A 17,275-nucleotide genomic window follows, 5' to 3' on the forward strand; every position below is an offset into this window, starting at 1 on the left:
CTGCGTCGTCAGTGCCATAGCGATAAAAAAGCGCTTTCGTTTATGTGCAGTGAATGCGGGCGAGGCGTGACGTGGTGTTGCAGCACAGATGTGACGCGGCGCGTTGGCACAAGTGCCAGTCAAATCAGAACGGCATCTTGTAATGCAGCGCGTAGCTTTCTACACCGTCGTTCGGCTGTTTGATGCCGGCGTTGGAGTAGTGGGTCGCACGGATGCCGACTTCATGTCCGCCCGCAAAGCGCAGACCGAAACCAACGCGGTCTTCGAAGTTGAAGGCCGAACCGAACTTGCGATCTTCAACCTGGGTGTTGGAGAACACCGAGACGCCAATACCGGCTTCTACGTAAGGCTTAACGTTGCCGTTGCCGAACTCGTAAACCAAAACCGGGGAGAACGACAGGCTGTGGTTATCCTTGTAGTCCTTGCCATCCCAGTAGGTGTAAGCGCCGTCCCAGTAACCGGTCAGACGACCGATGTCGCTTTGCAGCCAGCTTTTATCCCAGTCGAACTGCACGCCAAGACGATAAGTCATGGTGGATTCGCCGGTCTGTCCAACCGAAAATTCAACGCCGTCGGCCTGCGCCAGAGAAGCCTGACCTGCCATGAGGGCCGAAAGCACGGCCAGACAAAAGAGTCTCTTCATGAGAAACGTCCTAAAATGTATGAGTTTGTAAGAAAGTATTGGAGTTCGTTAACTGCAATTATAGAAGCCAGCGACACAAGGTAAGTTCAGCCCCGAAACGCCTTTTTTTCACATTTTTTTTACAAACGGAAGCTTCTCACATTGCCAGACATTTGCGACAGAAAAGGTAGGATTTTTCCGAAATTGTCCGGTATGTCACTAGACCAATACACAGTTTCTCGCGCGGGGCCGCTGGCAAGCAGACCGGAACGGGACAAAAGACGCTGCAATTGACGCGCGACCGCAGCCCCGGTGTCGATCAGGGTGACCGATTCGGGGAGCATTTCGCGCAGCAATGGCTTGAGGAAGGGGTAGTGCGTGCAGCCCAGAATGATGGTGTCACAGCGCGCCGCCAGCAGAGGCTCGACGTAGCGCTGCAGCAATTGACGAATCTGCGGGCTGACCAGGTCGCCCGTTTCGATCAGCTCGACCAGCCCCGGGCACGGTTGTGTCACGACGCTTACGTCACTGGCAAACCGGTCGAGCAAGGCCGCGAACCTGGCACTTTGTAACGTCCCGGTGGTTGCCAGCACACCGACGACGCCACTGCGAGTGGCCTCGGCGGCAGGTTTTACTGCGGGTTCCATGCCCACGATGGGCCAGTCGGGGTAGCGTTGCCGTATGTGCGCCACGCCTGCAGCAGTTGCGGTGTTGCACGCCACAACCAGTGCCTTGGCGCCCTGCTCGTGAAAAAAGTCGGCAATGATCAGACAACGCTCGATGATGAATTCGGGAGTTTTCTCGCCGTAAGGAATGTGGCCACAGTCAGCCAGATACAGCAGGGACTCGTTGGGCAGCGTCTGGCGAATTTCATTGAGGACAGAAAGGCCGCCAACGCCGGAATCGAAAACCCCGACCGGTGCATCGCAGTTCTGAAGCACAGGCTGAATCACGGGAACGTCAGGCATGTTCGCGCTGCCCCGTCACGGGCCCACACACGCTACAGGCAGGGTCACGCCTAACCTTCAGCTCACGAAAACGCGTGCTCAAGGCATCGATCAACAGCAGGCGACCGACCATTGGCTCGCCAAAACCGGCCAGCAGTTTCAACGCCTCCAGCGCCTGCAAGCTGCCAACCAGCCCCACCAGCGGCCCGATCACACCCGCTTCGCTGCAGGTCAGTTCCGTTTCGCTGCCGTGACCGTACAGGCAGTGGTAACACGGGCTCTCGACACGACGCGGATCGAACACCGACAACTGCCCTTCCAGGCGGATTGCGGCACCGCTGACCAGCGGCTTGCCTGCGGCGACACACGCAGCATTGACCGCTTCACGGGTGGCAAAATTATCCGAACAGTCGAGCACCAGATCGACCGCCTGCACCGCTGCGCTCAATGAATCGACATCAAGCGCCGTACGATGGGCAATCAGGCTTATTTGCGGGTTGATCGCCGCGAGCCGGGCCATGGCGGAATCGACCTTGGCCTGCCCAATGCTCTGCGTGTCATGAATAATCTGGCGTTGCAGGTTGGTCAGATCGACGTGGTCGAAGTCGGCCAGGTGCAGCTCTCCAACCCCCGCAGCCGCCAGATACAAGGCTACCGGCGAGCCGAGGCCGCCCACACCGACGACCAGCGCACGGCTTTGTTTGAGTCGTAACTGTCCGTCGATATCAACGTGTTGCAGCAGAATCTGCCGGCTGTAGCGCAGCAGTTCCTGGTCACTCAGCACGGCTTGCATCCGAACGTGATGCGCTCGTGTTCGCCCAGATCACGGCGGGTCTGGATGCGCTCGAAACCATGACGAATCAACAGCTCGCGCACCGCCGGGCCTTGATCGTAGCCGTGTTCCAGCAGCAGCCACCCATCGGCGTTGAGGTGCGCCGACGCATCGGCGATGATCGTGCGCAAATCGTCCAGCCCGTCGGAACCGGCAGTCAACGCACTGCTCGGCTCGAAACGCACGTCACCGGCCGACAGATGCGGATCAGCGTCGGCGATGTACGGCGGGTTACTGATGATCAGATCAAACTGCCGCCCTTCCAGCGCACTGAACCAGTGGCTGTTGAGCACTTGGGCGTTGTCCAGTTGCAGACGCTGCCGGTTGCGTTCGGCCAGCGCGACCGCCTCGGGCACACGGTCCACCGCGGTCACTTTCCATTGCTGCCGGTCGTTGGCCAGCGCCAGGGCAATCGCTCCGGTGCCGGTGCCCAGGTCCAGAACCTGAGCCGGGGCAAAGGCCGGCACCAGTTCCAGCGCCGCTTCGACCAGCATTTCGGTCTCGGGGCGCGGGATCAAGGTGTGCGGCGCAACTTCCAGGTCGAGCTTCCAGAAACCTTGCTGACCGAGAATGTAAGCCACCGGCTCGCCCGTGCGTCGCCGCTGCAAGTAACCCGCAAAGGCCACGGCGGCCTCGGTGCTAACAATGCGCTCGGGCCAGGTGTGCAGAAAACTGCGCGGTTTACCCAGGGCCGCCGCGAGCAACAGCTCGATGTCGAGCCGCGCGGTCGGTGAATCGGGAAGCTCGGCGCTTCTTAACAAGCTTGCGATGATGGTCATTTACTCACCCAGTGCCGCAAGTTGATCAGCCTGATATTCAGCGAGTAGCGGCTCTATCACTGCATCGACTCCGCCGGCCAGAACTTCATCCAGCGAATACAAAGTCAGGTTCACGCGGTGATCCGTCACTCGCCCTTGAGGGAAATTGTAAGTACGTATGCGTTCCGAGCGATCACCCGAACCTACGAGCAGCTTGCGCTCGCTGGCGATGGCATTGGCCGCCGCGCTGGTCTGCTGATCATTCAGTTTGGCAGACAGCCAGGACATGGCCCGGGCTCTGTTCTTGTGTTGCGAACGCTCTTCCTGACACTCGACGACAATACCCGATGGCAAGTGGGTAATGCGGATGGCCGAGTCGGTTTTGTTGACGTGCTGACCACCGGCACCCGAAGAACGATAGGTGTCGACGCGCAGGTCGGCCGGGTTGATCTCGATCGCCTGTTGCTCATCAGGCTCGGGCAGCACCGCAACCGTGCAGGCCGAGGTGTGAATGCGGCCCTGGGATTCGGTCTCGGGCACACGCTGTACACGGTGCGCGCCGGATTCGAATTTCAGCTTGCCGTAGACGCTGTCGCCTTCGACACGCGCAATGACTTCCTTGTAACCGCCATGCTCGCCTTCGTTCTCGGACAGAATCTCCACCCGCCAGCCGCGTCGCTCGGCGTAGCGCGAGTACATGCGGAACAGGTCGCCGGAGAAGATCGCCGCTTCATCACCGCCGGTGCCGGCGCGGATTTCCAGAAACACGTTGCGACCGTCGTTCGGGTCCTTGGGCAACAGCATGCGTTGCAGTTGCGCCTCAAGCTCGACCAGTTGCTGCTTGGTTTCGCGGACTTCCTCGACTGCCATCTCGCGCATGTCGGGGTCGCTGTCTTTCAGCAAAGCCTGCGCGCCCTCAAGATCGCCTTGCACCCTGGCCAGTTGCTTGTAAAGCGCAACGACCGGCTCCACTTCGGCGTACTCCCGGGAATAGGCGCGAAAGCGTGTCTGATCGCTGATGACTTCGGCATCGCCAAGCAGTGCGGTCAGTTCCTCGAAACGGTCGCTGAGAACATCCAGCTTATTGAGCAGTGAAGCTTTCATTGCGGGGTTTTATCCGTCGAGCCCTCACCGAGGGCAAATAGTTCCTGGGCCATGGCCAGCGCATCGACGCGACCTTCGGCAGACAGCTTCTTGAGCTGCACGCTGGGCGCATGCAGCAATTTGTTGGTCAGGCCACGCGCCAGCTGGATCAGTACGTCTTCGGCATTGCTGCCGTTGGCCAGCATGCGCTGCGCCTTGCTCAATTCTTCGTCACGCAGCCGTTCACTTTGCTGACGATAGGCGCGCAGTACATCAACCGCCGCCAGCTCGCGCAGCCGCGACATGAAGTCTTCGGCACCGACGCTGACCAGTTGTTCAGCAGCCAGCGCAGCGCCCTGGCGACTCTTGAGGTTCTCTGCCACCACTTCATGCAGATCATCGACGCTGTACAGATAAACGTCGTCCAGCTCGCCGACTTCAGGCTCGATATCGCGCGGTACAGCGATATCGACCATGAATATCGGTTTGTGTTTGCGCAGCTTCAGCGCGCTTTCCACCGCGCCCTTGCCCAGAATCGGCAACTGGCTGGCGGTGGAGCTGATCACGATGTCGCTGTTGACCAGCTCGGCCGGGATATCCGACAACAACACGGCGTGGGCACCGAACTCGGCGGCGAGGATACTCGCGCGCTCCAGCGTACGGTTGGCCACCACGATACGCTTGACGCCCAGATCATGCAGGTGCCGGGCGACCAGAGTAATGGTCTCGCCGGCACCGATCAACAAGGCCTGACTGCGTTGCAGGTCACTGAAAATCTGTTTGGCCAGGCTGACGGCGGCAAAGGCCACGGAGACCGGGTTTTCGCCGATAGCGGTGTCGGTGCGCACCTGCTTGGCGGCGCTGAACGTGGCCTGAAACAGACGCCCCAGCAAAGGCCCGACCGTTCCGGCTTCGCGAGCTACGGCGTACGCGGACTTCATCTGACCAAGAATCTGCGGCTCGCCCAACACCAGCGAATCGAGCCCCGAGGCCACGCGCATCATGTGTCGCACGGCAGCATCGTCCTCGTGAACATAGGCGCTGGCGCGCAACTCTTCGAGGCTAAGGTGATGATAATTGGCAAGCCAGGCCAGAATGCTGTCCGCGCCCAGGTGCTCGTGTTCGATGTACAACTCGCTGCGATTGCACGTCGAAAGAATCGCTGCCTCACGACTTTCGGTGAGATGGCAAAGCTGCTGCAGCGCATCAACCAGCTGCTCCGGGGTAAATGCCACGCGCTCGCGAACGTCGACCGAGGCGGTCTTATGGTTGATACCGAGTGCAAGGAAGGCCATTCAGGGTCGCAGGTGGTGACGTGAAGCCGGTAATTGTCCTACTTCGATAAGCTCAGAACAACCACCGCATATTATTGTCCTACTACAATCGCTCGTTGCTGGCTGTGTTTTCAGGCCCGCAACACTGCAAACACACGCATTGCATCAGTTTTTCCGACGGCTGTGGGTTTTGCCGACAGCCTTGTGTCATTATGCTCCCACCGCAGGTAAGCCGCCCTTCTTATATATGAATAGATCCTCCGCGTTGTTCCTTGCTCTTGCCTTTCTAGGCGGCTGTCAGTCCATGACCCCCGTCTCGTCGCAGCCCGTGCCCGCTCAGAAAGACGCGCCGCCGGCGCCTGAAACCATGCCGCAGGTCTATGGCTCGTTCACCCAGGACACTCTGGTCAGCCTGTTGAGCGCGGAGCTGGCAGGCCAGCGCAACCGCTTTGACATCGCCCTGGATAACTACGTGACCCAGGCGATCAAGACTCAGGACCCAGGCATTTCCGAGCGCGCTTATCAGATCGCCGAGTACATGGGCGCTGATCAGTCCGCGCTCGAAACCGCACTGATATGGGCAAGAAACGCGCCGAGCGAACTGGAAGCACAACGCGCCGCAGCCATTCAACTGGCGCGGGCCGGCCGCTACGACGACTCTCTGATGTACATGGAAAGAGTCCTGCAGGGCCAGGGCGATACGCACTTCGACTTTCTTGCCCTGTATGCAGCCGAGACCGACCCGGACACGCGTAACGGCCTGCTCAAGAGCTTCGACCGGTTGCTGGGCAAGTACCCGAAAAACGGCCAGTTGATCTTCGGCAAGGCGCTGCTGCTCCAGCAGAATGGCGATTCCGAGCAGTCGCTCAAGCTGCTTGAAGACAACCCGCCAAAAGACGGCGAAATCGCGCCCATCCTGCTCCACGCCCGGCTGCTGCAAAGCATGAACCGCGGCAAGGAAGCAGTACCGCTGCTGGAAAAAAGCATCAAGAAATACCCGGACGACAAGCGCCTGCGCCTGACCTATGCGCGCATGCTGGTCGAACAGAACCGCATGGAAGACGCCAAAGTGCAGTTTGCCGCACTTTTGCAGCAGTACCCTGACGACGACGAACTGCGTTTCTCGCTGGCGCTGGTCTGCCTTGAAGCCAAGGCCTGGGAAGAAGCGGCGGGTTATCTGGAAGAATTGATCGCCCGTGGCGCGCACGTGGATTCAGCGCATTTGAACCTCGGCCGCATTCACGAAGAGCGCGAAGACCCGCAAAGCGCGCTCAATGAATACGCTCAGGTCGGGCCGGGCCCGGACTTTCTGGCGGCTCAATTGCGCCAGGCGGACATTCTGGTCAGCAATGGCAATGGGGCCGAGGCGGCCAAGCGTCTTTCCGAAGCCCGCGCCGAAGAGCCGGATTATGCCATTCAGCTCTACCTGATCGAAGCCGAGACACTGACCAGCAATGATCAGCTGGACCGCGGCTGGCAGGTATTGAATCAGGCGCTCAAGCAATACCCGGATGACGCCAACCTGCTCTATACCCGCGCCATGCTGGCTGAAAAACGCAATGATCTGGCCCAGATGGAGAAAGACCTGCGGACCATCATCAAGCGCGAACCGGAAAACGCCATGGCGCTGAATGCGCTGGGCTACACCCTTTCCGATCGCACCACGCGCTACACCGAGGCCCGCGAACTGATCGAAAAAGCGCATCAGATCAGCCCCGATGACCCGGCCGTTCTCGACAGCCTTGGCTGGGTGAACTACCGCCTGGGGAATCTGGACGCCGCCGAACGCTACCTGCGTCAGGCGCTTGAGCGCTTCCCGGATCACGAAGTGGCCGCGCACCTGGGCGAAGTGCTGTGGGCCAAAGGCGATCAGCGCGAAGCTCGACAAGTCTGGGCCAAGGCCCTCGAACAACAACCCGACAGCACCGTCCTGCGTAGCACTCTGCGACGCCTGACCGGCTCAGAGAACCTTTGACGTTATGTTTTTGCGCCACGTAATCGTATTCAGCTTCATCGCCCTGCTCGCCGGCTGCGCCGGCCTCACCTCCCGCGAAGCGGTTCAGGGCAAGGGCGACCCCGCGCAATGGCGCGAACACAAACAGCAACTGAGCAGCCTTGACGGCTGGCAGATCAACGGCAAGGTCGGCATCCGCGCACCGAAGGATTCCGGCAGCGGCACGCTGTTCTGGCTGCAGCGTCAGGATTACTACGACATTCGCCTGTCCGGTCCGCTGGGCCGTGGCGCGGCGCGACTGACTGGCAGGCCTGGCGCTGTGGCGCTCGAAGTTGCCAATCAGGGCCGCTACGAAGCCCCGACCCCGGAAACGCTTCTGCAGGATCAATTAGGCTGGAAACTGCCGGTCTCTCACCTCGTGTGGTGGGTACGCGGCTTGCCGGCGCCTGACAGCAAAAGCAGCGTGACACTCGATGGCGACAGCCGCTTGGCCAGCCTTGAGCAGGATGGCTGGCAGGTGGAATACCTCAGTTACGTCGAACAGAACGGCTACTGGCTGCCGGAACGCATCAAGCTGCACGGCCAGGACCTCGACGTCACGCTGGTCATCAAGGACTGGCAGCCTCGCAAACTGGGGCAATGACGATGGTTGAAGCACAACTGGTCCTGCCTGCCCCGGCAAAACTTAACCTGATGCTGCACATTCTGGGTCGCCGTCCTGACGGCTACCATGAACTGCAAACCCTGTTTCAATTTCTCGATTACGGCGACGAGCTCGGCTTTGCGCTTCGCGAAGACGGTGTTATTTGCCTGCAGACCGACGTGCCCGGCGTCCCGCATGACAGCAACCTGATCGTCAAAGCCGCCCGCGCTCTGCAAAAACAGTCTGGCTGCACCTTGGGCATGGACATCTGGCTGGAGAAACGCCTGCCCATGGGTGGCGGTATCGGCGGTGGCAGCTCGGATGCGGCAACCACATTGCTCGGCCTCAATCATTTGTGGCAGCTGGGCTGGGATGAAGATCGCCTCGCACAACTGGGCCTCACACTGGGTGCCGATGTACCGGTTTTTGTCCGTGGACACGCCGCTTTTGCTGAGGGTGTCGGGGAAATTCTGACCCCCGTAGACCCGGAAGAACCGTGGTATTTGGTGCTCGTGCCGCAAGTCGCTGTAAGTACAGCAGAAATTTTTTCAGATCCGTTGTTGACACGCGACACTGCGCCCATTAAAGTGCGCCCCGTTCCCAAGGGAAACAGTCGAAATGACTGTAAGGCGGTTGTAGAGAGGCGTTACCCAGAAGTACGTAACGCTTTGAATTTGTTAGGTAAATTTACCGAAGCAAAATTAACCGGAACTGGAAGTTGTGTGTTTGGGGCCTTCCCAAACAAAGCTGAAGCTGATAAAGTCTCGGCCCTTCTTACAGAGACCCTTACGGGGTTCGTAGCGAAAGGAAGTAACATTTCGATGTTGCATCGCAAGCTGCAAATTCTGTAGCAGGAATTGAGTGCGAAACACTCGATTGATTCAATTACAGGGGCGTCGCCAAGCGGTAAGGCAGCAGGTTTTGATCCTGCCATGCGTTGGTTCGAATCCAGCCGCCCCTGCCATTTTCTATACTCATCCAGGTTACCCTCAGCCTCTAGGTACTGCGCGTGTCCAAGATGATGGTCTTTACGGGGAATGCCAACCCCGATCTCGCTCGGCGTGTAGTACGTCAGCTGCATATCCCACTGGGTGATGTCTCTGTCGGGAAATTTTCCGACGGCGAAATCAGCACTGAGATCAATGAAAACGTCCGCGGTAAAGACGTCTTCATCATTCAGCCGACTTGCGCCCCGACGAACGATAACCTGATGGAACTCGTCGTGATGGCTGATGCCTTCCGCCGCTCCTCAGCGTCCCGAATCACTGCTGTGATTCCCTACTTTGGTTATGCCCGCCAGGATCGCCGTCCGCGCTCCGCACGTGTTGCTATCAGCGCGAAAGTCGTTGCCGATATGCTGACCGTGGTGGGAATCGACCGTGTTCTCACGGTTGATCTTCATGCTGACCAGATCCAGGGTTTCTTCGACATTCCGGTAGATAACATCTACGGCTCCCCCGTTCTGGTGGATGACATCGAAGACCAGCGCTTTGAAAACCTGATGATCGTTTCCCCGGATATCGGCGGTGTCGTGCGTGCACGTGCTGTTGCCAAATCCCTAGGCGTCGATCTCGGTATCATCGACAAACGCCGTGAGAAAGCCAATCACTCTGAAGTGATGCATATCATCGGCGATGTCGAAGGGCGTACCTGCATTCTGGTTGATGACATGGTCGATACCGCCGGCACTCTGTGCCACGCGGCCAAGGCCCTGAAAGAGCATGGCGCTGCCAAGGTCTTTGCCTACTGCACACACCCTGTGCTGTCGGGTCGGGCGATCGAAAACATTGAAAATTCCGTGCTGGACGAACTGGTGGTCACCAACACCATCCCGTTGTCCGCCGCCGCACAAGCCTGCAGCCGTATCCGCCAACTGGATATTGCACCGGTAGTCGCTGAGGCGGTACGCCGTATCAGCAACGAAGAATCGATCAGCGCGATGTTCCGTTAAGGGCTTCCCTTAGCAGATATCAAGCCGACGAAAAGCGCCCCGCCCTGACATCCGGTCAGGGCGGGGCTTTTTTGCCCATACCACCCGAGCGCTGGTCGCAAACGCAACGGTGGATGTGGTTAATTTGGAGATACAACATGAACGATTTTACCCTGAATGCCGAACTGCGTTCCGACCTGGGGAAAGGTGCGAGCCGCCGCCTGCGTCGTCTCGCTAGCCTGGTTCCAGCTGTAGTCTACGGTGGCGACAAAGCCCCCGAGTCCATCAGCATGCTGGCCAAGGAAGTTGCCAAACTGCTCGAGAACGAGGCTTCTTACAGCCACATCATCGAGCTGAACGTTGGTGGCACCAAGCAAAACGTCATCATCAAGGCACTGCAACGTCACCCGGCCAAAGGCCACGTGCTGCACGCTGACTTCGTACGCGTTGTAGCTGGTCAGAAACTGACCGCTATCGTACCTGTACACTTCATCGGCGAAGAAGCGCCGGTCAAGAAAGGCGGCGAAGTTTCGCACGTAACTTCCGAGCTGGAAGTTTCCTGCCTGCCGAAAGATCTGCCTGAGTTCATCGAAGTAGACGTGTCTGCTCTGGAAATCGGCTCGATCGTTCACCTGTCCGACGTTAAAGCACCAAAAGGCGTTGAGTTCGTAGCGCTGGCGCACGGCAACGACCTGGCTATCGCCAACGTCCACGCACCGCGCGTCGTCAAAGATGAAGACGAAGAAGCTGCAGACGGCGCTGCCGAGTAATTCATTACTTGGTAACGCCGGAGTTGCTCAGGAAACATCGCGAGCGATAGCAGGCATAGCGGGCGAGATCGCGGAGTTTACATCATGGTAAATGAGCAGTTTTTGTCCACATTGCCGCTGTCGTCAGCGGTCTAACCCACAACTCCAAAGGAAGAGCCCCTGTCGTGACCGCCATACAACTGATCGTGGGCCTGGGAAATCCAGGCGCTGAATACGAACAGACCCGGCATAACGCAGGGGCTTTTTTTGTTGAGCGTATTGCTGCGGCGCAACGAGTCAATCTCGTTCCCGAGCGCAAATTCTTTGGCCTGACCGGACGCTTTACGCATCAGGGTCAGGATGTTCGTCTGCTGATCCCCACCACCTACATGAACCGCAGCGGCCAGGCTGTCGCGGCGCTTGCGGGCTTCTACCGTATCCCGGTCGAGTCGATTCTGGTGGCGCACGACGAACTGGACCTGCCTCCGGGCGTTGCCAAACTCAAAGTGGGCGGCGGTCATGGCGGTCACAACGGTCTGCGCGACATCATCGCGCAGCTCGGCAACCAAAACACATTTCATCGCTTGCGGCTTGGCATTGGCCACCCGGGCGATGCCAGCAAGGTATCCGGTTTTGTCCTGGGTCGAGCGCCACGCGCCGAACAGGAAAAACTGGACGCCAGTATCGACTTTGCCCTCGGCGTGCTGCCGGATATCTTCGCCGGTGAATGGAACCGGGCGATGAAAAACCTGCACAGCCAGAAGGCCTGACATCACTCGAGGGGAAACACCATGGGATTCAATTGCGGCATCGTCGGCCTGCCTAACGTCGGCAAGTCCACCCTGTTCAACGCCCTGACCAAATCCGGTATTGCAGCCGAGAACTTCCCCTTCTGCACCATCGAGCCGAACACCGGCATCGTGCCGATGCCTGACCCGCGTCTGGCGGCCCTGGCGGCCATCGTCAACCCGAAACGCATCCTGCCAACCACCATGGAGTTCGTCGACATCGCCGGCCTCGTGGCAGGTGCCTCGAAAGGCGAAGGCCTGGGCAACAAGTTTCTCGCCAACATCCGCGAGACCGATGCCATCGCCCACGTAGTGCGCTGCTTCGAAGACGAGAACGTGATTCACGTTTCCAACAGCGTCGACCCAAAACGCGACATCGAGATCATCGACCTTGAACTGATCTTCGCCGACCTCGACAGCTGCGAAAAACAGCTGCAAAAGGTCACGCGCAACGCCAAGGGCGGCGACAAGGACGCAGTGGTCCAGAAAGGTCTGCTCGAGCAACTGATTGCACACTTCAGCGAAGGCAAGCCAGCCCGCAGCCTGATGAAAAGCATGGGCAATGACGACAAAGCCGTCATCCGTGGTTTCCACCTGCTGACCACCAAGCCGGTCATGTACATCGCCAACGTCGCAGAAGACGGCTTCGAGAACAACCCGCTGCTGGACGTGGTGCGCGCCATCGCCGAAGAAGAAGGCGCCATGCTGGTGCCGGTCTGCAACAAGATCGAAGCAGAAATCGCCGAGCTCGATGACGGCGAAGAGAAAGACATGTTCCTTGAAGCCCTGGGCCTCGAAGAACCCGGCCTGAACCGCGTGATCCGCGCCGGCTACGAAATGCTCCACCTGCAGACCTACTTCACCGCTGGCGTCGAAGAAGTCCGCGCCTGGACCGTCCGCGTCGGCGCCACCGCCCCCCAAGCCGCAGGCGTCATCCACACCGACTTCGAAAAAGGCTTTATCCGCGCCGAAGTCGTAGCCTATGACGACTTTATCCAGTTCAAGGGTGAAGCCGGCGCCAAGGAAGCGGGTAAGTGGCGGCTGGAAGGAAAGGAATATGTCGTTAAAGACGGTGATGTGATGCATTTCAGATTTAACGTCTAAATTGTAGGTAACATTGCAGGTGATTGCATAAGCTAGCTTAAAAGCTTAAAAATCGCTCAGAAAGCCCCATTCTATGGGGCTTTCGTGTTTCTATGTGTTGCATGCGATTGCACGACCATGCAGAAAAAAAGCGACTACGCTGGTGTATATGTTTTTTGGACAAGCCGTTTTTAGGTGTATACGATGAATGCATCCTGTGAAAACCGAGTCATCCGATGCTCACCGACGCTCACTGCCGGGCTGCAAAAGCCAAAGACAAGCTGTATCGCATTAACGACGCTAGAGGCCTGTACCTTGAGGTAAAACCTAACGGGGTGCGGGCATGGCGATACCGCTTTAAGCTTTGTGGAAAAGCCTCCTGGTTCGCCCTGGGCGATTATCCCGACCTGTCGCTGGCAAATGCCCGAGAGAAGTGCGATGAGGCCCGCAAGCTGGTCAGACAGGGCATCAACCCAGTACAGAACAGACAGCTCACGAAAATCAAACGGGAGATGGATGCTTCCAACACATTTGAGACAATCGCCCAAGAGTGGCTTGCTCTTAAGAGCTGGGAGCCGGTGACGAAATCTCGGAGACTGGGGATGCTAAAAAGGGTTGTTTTCCCTTCGATAGGGAAGCTTCCAGTTCGCACCATCACATCAGCACATGTACTCGACATCCTGAATAAAACCGTGAAGCGCGGGGCCCCAACCGTAGCTGCCGAAGCAAAACGCACAATGTCAGGAGTTTTTGAGCTAGCAGTCGCTACTCTCAGAGCGGACACCGACCCCGTATGGCCTGTGAGGAAGGCTTTGCCACCAAACAAAACCCAACACAAAGCGGCGCTTACGTCAGGCCAAGTAGGCAATCTACTTAATGCCTTCGACTCCCACGGGGGGCATTTCCAGACACAGATGGCATTCAGGTTAATGTGGTTGACGCTGACAAGAGCCAACGAAAGCGTTCAGGCGAGGTGGGATGAATTCGACCTAGCCAATGGGCTTTGGAAAATCCCTAAAGAGCGCATGAAGGCACGTCGGGAGCATTTGCTCCCCCTCCCCCGCCAGGCAGTCTCAATACTAACGACAATGCAGCCGATCACCGGCCAAAGCACGTATGTTTTTCCTAACCGAGATGATCGCCACAAGCCGATGTCTGATGCTGCTTTCCGCCAAGCACTGAAAAAACTGGGTTGGGCAACGATATATAGTCCCCATGGAACTCGTACAACAGGAAGCACGAGGCTTAACGAAATGGGTTACAGATCTGATGCAATTGAGGCGCAGCTGGCTCATGCGGAGCCTAATTCGGTTCGTAGGGCCTACAATCACGCTATATATATGGTTGAGCGAGCAGAAATGATGCAGCATTGGGCGGACAAGCTTGATCTGTGGAAAAAGGAGGCTTCAGATGCTGCGATCTGACAACGATGCCGACAAGGAAAGATTTCGCAGTCTACTGATCGAAAGCATCATAATGCACCCATCTTTAAATCATCTATCGCCGGATAAAAAGAAATCCTTAATAGGATTTCTAACAGAGCAAAAAGATGGGCTTATTGTTCTCGACAAAAGTGACACTCAAATCCGGCTAAGAGCATTGACTAAAGCAGCTTCTGACGCTAAACGACTTGCACACTCCTTAACGCTATTAAACAAACATGACATTGACGTATTCAACCTCACAAACTCTGATAAATCAGACCTAAGCGAACGGACTACAAACCTAAAAAAAATGGCACAAGAGCTGGAAACAATAGCTCAACACAGAGTAGAAGACACGAGCAACTATGCAAGAAAAGCTAGAATGTTACGTGCATTATATGCATGGCCTTTGATAACCAAGCTACAAGAATACGAAATCTCAACAACTATTAGAAATGATTTCGCTTCAACATCTGCCTACGTCCAACCAAACGAAAGTGTGCAATATCTACCAGACGTCCAAGGCAACGCGACTGCGGCCATGAGGTGCATAATGCTCGCCCTCCACTCCTCAAATAGTAAAAACTTGGACTGGAGCTTAACCGTATCACTCATAAAACTCGGAAAACCACTAGTAGAACAAACAGTCATACAAACGAAGGCACTCTTAAAAGTTAAAGAGATAATGACCCCATACGTTAACCAGCTGCACTACGCCATGTCCCTTACCGTTGATGCTCTTGAGACTCATACAGACGATAAACAGTATTCAAATATATCTGACAGGCAAAACCAACCACAACCAACCCGAAAACCAAGGGCTGTCGATAATTGAAAGCACGGGCATATTAATCAGCCAATAGGGTAATCCGGTTTTTTATTGCCCTACCAAAAGCGCCTCCATCCTACGCGCTCGGAGTTTCCCGACCCGATCAAATTTGGGTGAATACCCACGAGGCAAGCGTAGTTATCATACTTTGATCGTTATTTTCAGAAGAAAAAGTAGACGTACTCTTTAAGCATTGGACTACGACACTAATTAAGTTACAGCCTAGCACGGTATGAGCTGGCTTATACGCCGGCTCCAATATTCCCTCGGGCGCTATCTCGAATCAGCCGGACAACGCGTGGAGGCCGGGTCAAGGGCCGCCGCACCGGCTCATCGGGCCTGCCCGATGAACGGAGCGCCGGGGCGAAGCCTTCACCCTTGATGCGGTTGGAACGACCCCAGCCTCTGCAAGGGTAGCTGATGGGTGCTCTTCCCGTCAGCTACCCGCCGCGTCGCAAGGCAGACTTGGGGCGTCCAGAGGGGCAAGGCCCCTTTGGCCCGAGCGGAGCGGATCACATTGTCTCGACGGGATTTCCGAGACGCGGCCTCACGAGCCAAAAACTGATCGGCAGCGTATTCCAGTGCGGCCCAATATGCTGGATCTAAAATCAGCAGCTCGCCTTGGACAAACTTATGCGCAATCATGCCTCCCCCCCTGGAAGCCAAAGTCCACGCTTCACAAACTGCTTGAATGCGCCTTCGACGTACAACGTTCCGGTGAGTACCTGCCAAGCTCGATAGCTCCACTTGATAGCAAGGATCGAGAAAGGCACTGCCATCGACAAGATGCTGATGCAGGTCATCGCCATGCTGCCTGTTGCGAGGCTGTACAAGGCGATCAAAGGACAAAGCGCAGCTAATACCCAAAACATCCGAGATTGTCGTGTGTGTGATTTAATCAAGCCCATCTGCTCTTCTTCACTCATGCCATTGAGGCGGGCACGACCCTTTTTACTAATAAGGGGAATCAGCACCTCATTGATTGAGTTTTGATCGCGCTTGGTAAAAACGCCGAACCCACAGCCACCCGAACAAGTCCATGGGTAAATCGCATTTTCGTCTGGTTCTGCGTCTTTGTGAACGAACATCACCCCCTTGTCGCACACAGGACAATGCGGGTTCCTGATCGTGCTCACCAAGTCTTTTAAATGTTGGTGGTTCGTTGAAATACTGCGCCACCCAAAGATCGAAAGAGGCATGGAAAAGAACATGAATTTTGCAGCCTTCTTTGCAGTTTTCACAATCTTCATTTCAAAGCACCTTACGCGCACGACGGCGACGTTTCACAGAGATATTGGACAGAACTTTTTCAGCTACAGCGATAAGCACCGCCATGATGTCCTGAGAGGGGAGTTCTTCTACCTTGCATCCTTGTTTCATGGTTCCGACTTCCGGGGTCAGTGGTACAAATTACCGGCCCGCAGGGGCCGGATAATTACAGCGACGGATCGCTGTCACCCTTATTATTTGGGGTTGCTGGTTTCGCGGTTTCTACCGTCTGATCCCACCATTTTTTCATGAGCGCTACCGTGTGGGGCGTGAGTTCTTGCAGCACAGGCTCATCAGCAGGCAGCACTCGGATATGTTTACCGCTTAACCAATTTTTAGACAGATCATAGTAATGCAAAACAAGCTTAGTGATCGTATCTTGTGGAGCATTTTTTAATACTTCCATTGTGCTCATGGAAATAATCGAAAGGCTAGATATTGCATAGTTTGCTTCTTGTATTGTCACCAAAAGATTAGCGTTCTCTTTTTGCAATGCGGCATAGCCAGCCTTCCATTTATTGTTTACCTCAATCCATTGGCTATTTGCGTCTTCAAACCCTGCGTCATAACCTTCATTACGCCCCTTTTGATAACCCTGCCTGCGGCCAATAATTACCCCAGTGGTTTCTGCGTTAAAGTCATAAGACATAGTTATAGTCCCCTTTAAGTAATAATCGGCTTTTCATTGTTAACGTTGCCATCTCGGCCACTAGTCTTCGGTGAAGTTTCAGAAGCAAACGATCCGCCACCAAATCCGATAGGCCCATCATCAGCAGCCCCGGACGGGGCGACCCCCTGCGGGCCTGAACTAAGCAACTTAGATGCACCGCTCTGGCCACTACGGCCACCGCCATCACCATCACCATCACCATCACCAACTTTATGTTGAAGGCCAGACGTCCCCCCACCGCGAATTGGCTTTTTCCCGCCACCGCTAGAGCCATTGCCCAAGCTGCTTGGCCCAAATTTTTCTGTGTTGCTTCGCATCTCACTAGTGTACTGTTTTCGAAAAAATCAGCCACCAACTAACGGAAAATTCAAATCTTATCAATAGCTTAGCTTGCAGGTTATGGGTAACTTATTTCGAAAA

The 17,275-nt window shown here is 56.3% G+C and carries 19 protein-coding genes and 1 tRNA gene; 10 read left to right on the top strand and 10 right to left on the bottom strand.

Annotated features, from left to right (window positions below; genetic code table 11):
• Window positions 1-124: 124 nt before the first annotated feature.
• The 6 genes from DW49_RS0121860 to hemA all read right to left on the bottom strand — a co-directional run bounded on the left by DW49_RS0121860 (window position 125) and on the right by hemA (window position 5,537).
• The gene (locus tag DW49_RS0121860) at window positions 125-643 is read right to left on the bottom strand and encodes an acyloxyacyl hydrolase (RefSeq protein ID WP_003382556.1); all 519 of its coding nucleotides are present in this window, start codon (window positions 641-643) and stop codon (window positions 125-127) included.
• 119 nt (window positions 644-762) lie between these two features.
• Window positions 763-1,590 carry a glutamate racemase gene (gene murI / locus DW49_RS0121865; protein WP_005615197.1) on the bottom strand — a complete coding sequence of 276 codons (828 nt, stop codon included), beginning with the start codon at window positions 1,588-1,590 and terminating at the stop codon, window positions 763-765.
• Window positions 1,583-2,353: a molybdopterin-synthase adenylyltransferase MoeB gene (locus tag DW49_RS0121870; RefSeq protein ID WP_161780206.1), complete on the bottom strand. Its 771-nt coding sequence runs from the start codon at window positions 2,351-2,353 to the stop codon at window positions 1,583-1,585. The genes murI and DW49_RS0121870 overlap by 8 nt, the downstream gene beginning before the upstream one ends.
• The gene (gene prmC / locus DW49_RS0121875) at window positions 2,347-3,180 is read right to left on the bottom strand and encodes a peptide chain release factor N(5)-glutamine methyltransferase (protein ID WP_003382561.1); all 834 of its coding nucleotides are present in this window, start codon (window positions 3,178-3,180) and stop codon (window positions 2,347-2,349) included. The genes DW49_RS0121870 and prmC overlap by 7 nt, the downstream gene beginning before the upstream one ends.
• Window positions 3,181-4,263, bottom strand: coding sequence for a peptide chain release factor 1 (prfA, locus tag DW49_RS0121880; RefSeq protein ID WP_005615194.1), 1,083 nt, complete (start codon window positions 4,261-4,263; stop codon window positions 3,181-3,183). It lies immediately after the preceding gene.
• Entirely contained in the window at window positions 4,260-5,537 is a 1,278-nt protein-coding gene (gene hemA / locus DW49_RS0121885; RefSeq protein ID WP_005615192.1) for a glutamyl-tRNA reductase, read from the bottom strand. Before hemA ends, prfA begins: the two co-directional genes overlap by 4 nt.
• A gap of 226 nt (window positions 5,538-5,763) precedes the next feature.
• Here hemA and DW49_RS0121890 point away from each other — a divergent pair, with 226 nt between their 5' ends.
• The 10 genes from DW49_RS0121890 (at window position 5,764) to DW49_RS0121935 (ending at window position 14,922) form a co-directional block, all read left to right on the top strand.
• Window positions 5,764-7,491 carry a tetratricopeptide repeat protein gene (locus DW49_RS0121890; RefSeq protein WP_081591403.1) on the top strand — a complete coding sequence of 576 codons (1,728 nt, stop codon included), beginning with the start codon at window positions 5,764-5,766 and terminating at the stop codon, window positions 7,489-7,491.
• 4 nt (window positions 7,492-7,495) lie between these two features.
• Window positions 7,496-8,113 (top strand): lipoprotein insertase outer membrane protein LolB, encoded by a 618-nt coding sequence (gene lolB / locus DW49_RS0121895; protein ID WP_024420183.1) that lies wholly within the window; start codon window positions 7,496-7,498, stop codon window positions 8,111-8,113.
• A gap of 2 nt (window positions 8,114-8,115) precedes the next feature.
• Window positions 8,116-8,964, top strand: coding sequence for a 4-(cytidine 5'-diphospho)-2-C-methyl-D-erythritol kinase (gene ispE / locus DW49_RS0121900; protein ID WP_005615187.1), 849 nt, complete (start codon window positions 8,116-8,118; stop codon window positions 8,962-8,964).
• 38 nt (window positions 8,965-9,002) lie between these two features.
• Window positions 9,003-9,077 (top strand) — tRNA-Gln (locus DW49_RS0121905).
• A 45-nt stretch (window positions 9,078-9,122) separates the two neighbouring features.
• Window positions 9,123-10,064 (top strand): ribose-phosphate pyrophosphokinase, encoded by a 942-nt coding sequence (locus DW49_RS0121910; RefSeq protein WP_002552145.1) that lies wholly within the window; start codon window positions 9,123-9,125, stop codon window positions 10,062-10,064.
• Window positions 10,065-10,201: 137 nt separating this feature from the next.
• Window positions 10,202-10,813 (top strand): 50S ribosomal protein L25/general stress protein Ctc, encoded by a 612-nt coding sequence (locus DW49_RS0121915; protein ID WP_024420182.1) that lies wholly within the window; start codon window positions 10,202-10,204, stop codon window positions 10,811-10,813.
• Between the two features lie 164 nt (window positions 10,814-10,977).
• Window positions 10,978-11,562, top strand: a complete 585-nt coding sequence (gene pth / locus DW49_RS0121920) for an aminoacyl-tRNA hydrolase (protein ID WP_003317127.1) — start codon at window positions 10,978-10,980, stop codon at window positions 11,560-11,562.
• Between the two features lie 21 nt (window positions 11,563-11,583).
• On the top strand, window positions 11,584-12,684 hold the full coding sequence (gene ychF / locus DW49_RS0121925; protein ID WP_003382573.1) for a redox-regulated ATPase YchF: 1,101 nt from the start codon (window positions 11,584-11,586) through the stop codon (window positions 12,682-12,684).
• Window positions 12,685-12,899: 215 nt separating this feature from the next.
• Window positions 12,900-14,087, top strand: a complete 1,188-nt coding sequence (locus DW49_RS0121930) for a tyrosine-type recombinase/integrase (protein WP_005615166.1) — start codon at window positions 12,900-12,902, stop codon at window positions 14,085-14,087.
• Entirely contained in the window at window positions 14,074-14,922 is an 849-nt protein-coding gene (locus DW49_RS0121935; protein ID WP_024421394.1) for a hypothetical protein, read from the top strand. Before DW49_RS0121930 ends, DW49_RS0121935 begins: the two co-directional genes overlap by 14 nt.
• A gap of 635 nt (window positions 14,923-15,557) precedes the next feature.
• Here the strand turns inward: DW49_RS0121935 and DW49_RS0121945 are convergent.
• The 4 genes from DW49_RS0121945 to DW49_RS0121955 are packed head-to-tail and all read right to left on the bottom strand — an operon-like array spanning window position 15,558 to window position 17,129.
• Entirely contained in the window at window positions 15,558-16,166 is a 609-nt protein-coding gene (locus DW49_RS0121945) for a hypothetical protein (RefSeq protein WP_024421396.1), read from the bottom strand.
• 1 nt (window position 16,167) lies between these two features.
• Window positions 16,168-16,296, bottom strand: a complete 129-nt coding sequence (locus DW49_RS1000000133945; protein WP_259645968.1) for a hypothetical protein — start codon at window positions 16,294-16,296, stop codon at window positions 16,168-16,170.
• Window positions 16,297-16,351: 55 nt separating this feature from the next.
• A complete protein-coding gene (locus DW49_RS0121950; RefSeq protein ID WP_024421397.1) occupies window positions 16,352-16,834 on the bottom strand; it encodes a FliH/SctL family protein in 483 nt (160 codons plus the stop codon).
• Window positions 16,824-17,129, bottom strand: coding sequence for a hypothetical protein (locus tag DW49_RS0121955; protein WP_024421398.1), 306 nt, complete (start codon window positions 17,127-17,129; stop codon window positions 16,824-16,826). The genes DW49_RS0121950 and DW49_RS0121955 overlap by 11 nt, the downstream gene beginning before the upstream one ends.
• Window positions 17,130-17,275: the final 146 nt, after the last annotated feature.

Source organism: Pseudomonas avellanae BPIC 631, assembly GCF_000444135.1.
GTDB lineage: Bacteria > Pseudomonadota > Gammaproteobacteria > Pseudomonadales > Pseudomonadaceae > Aquipseudomonas > Aquipseudomonas avellanae.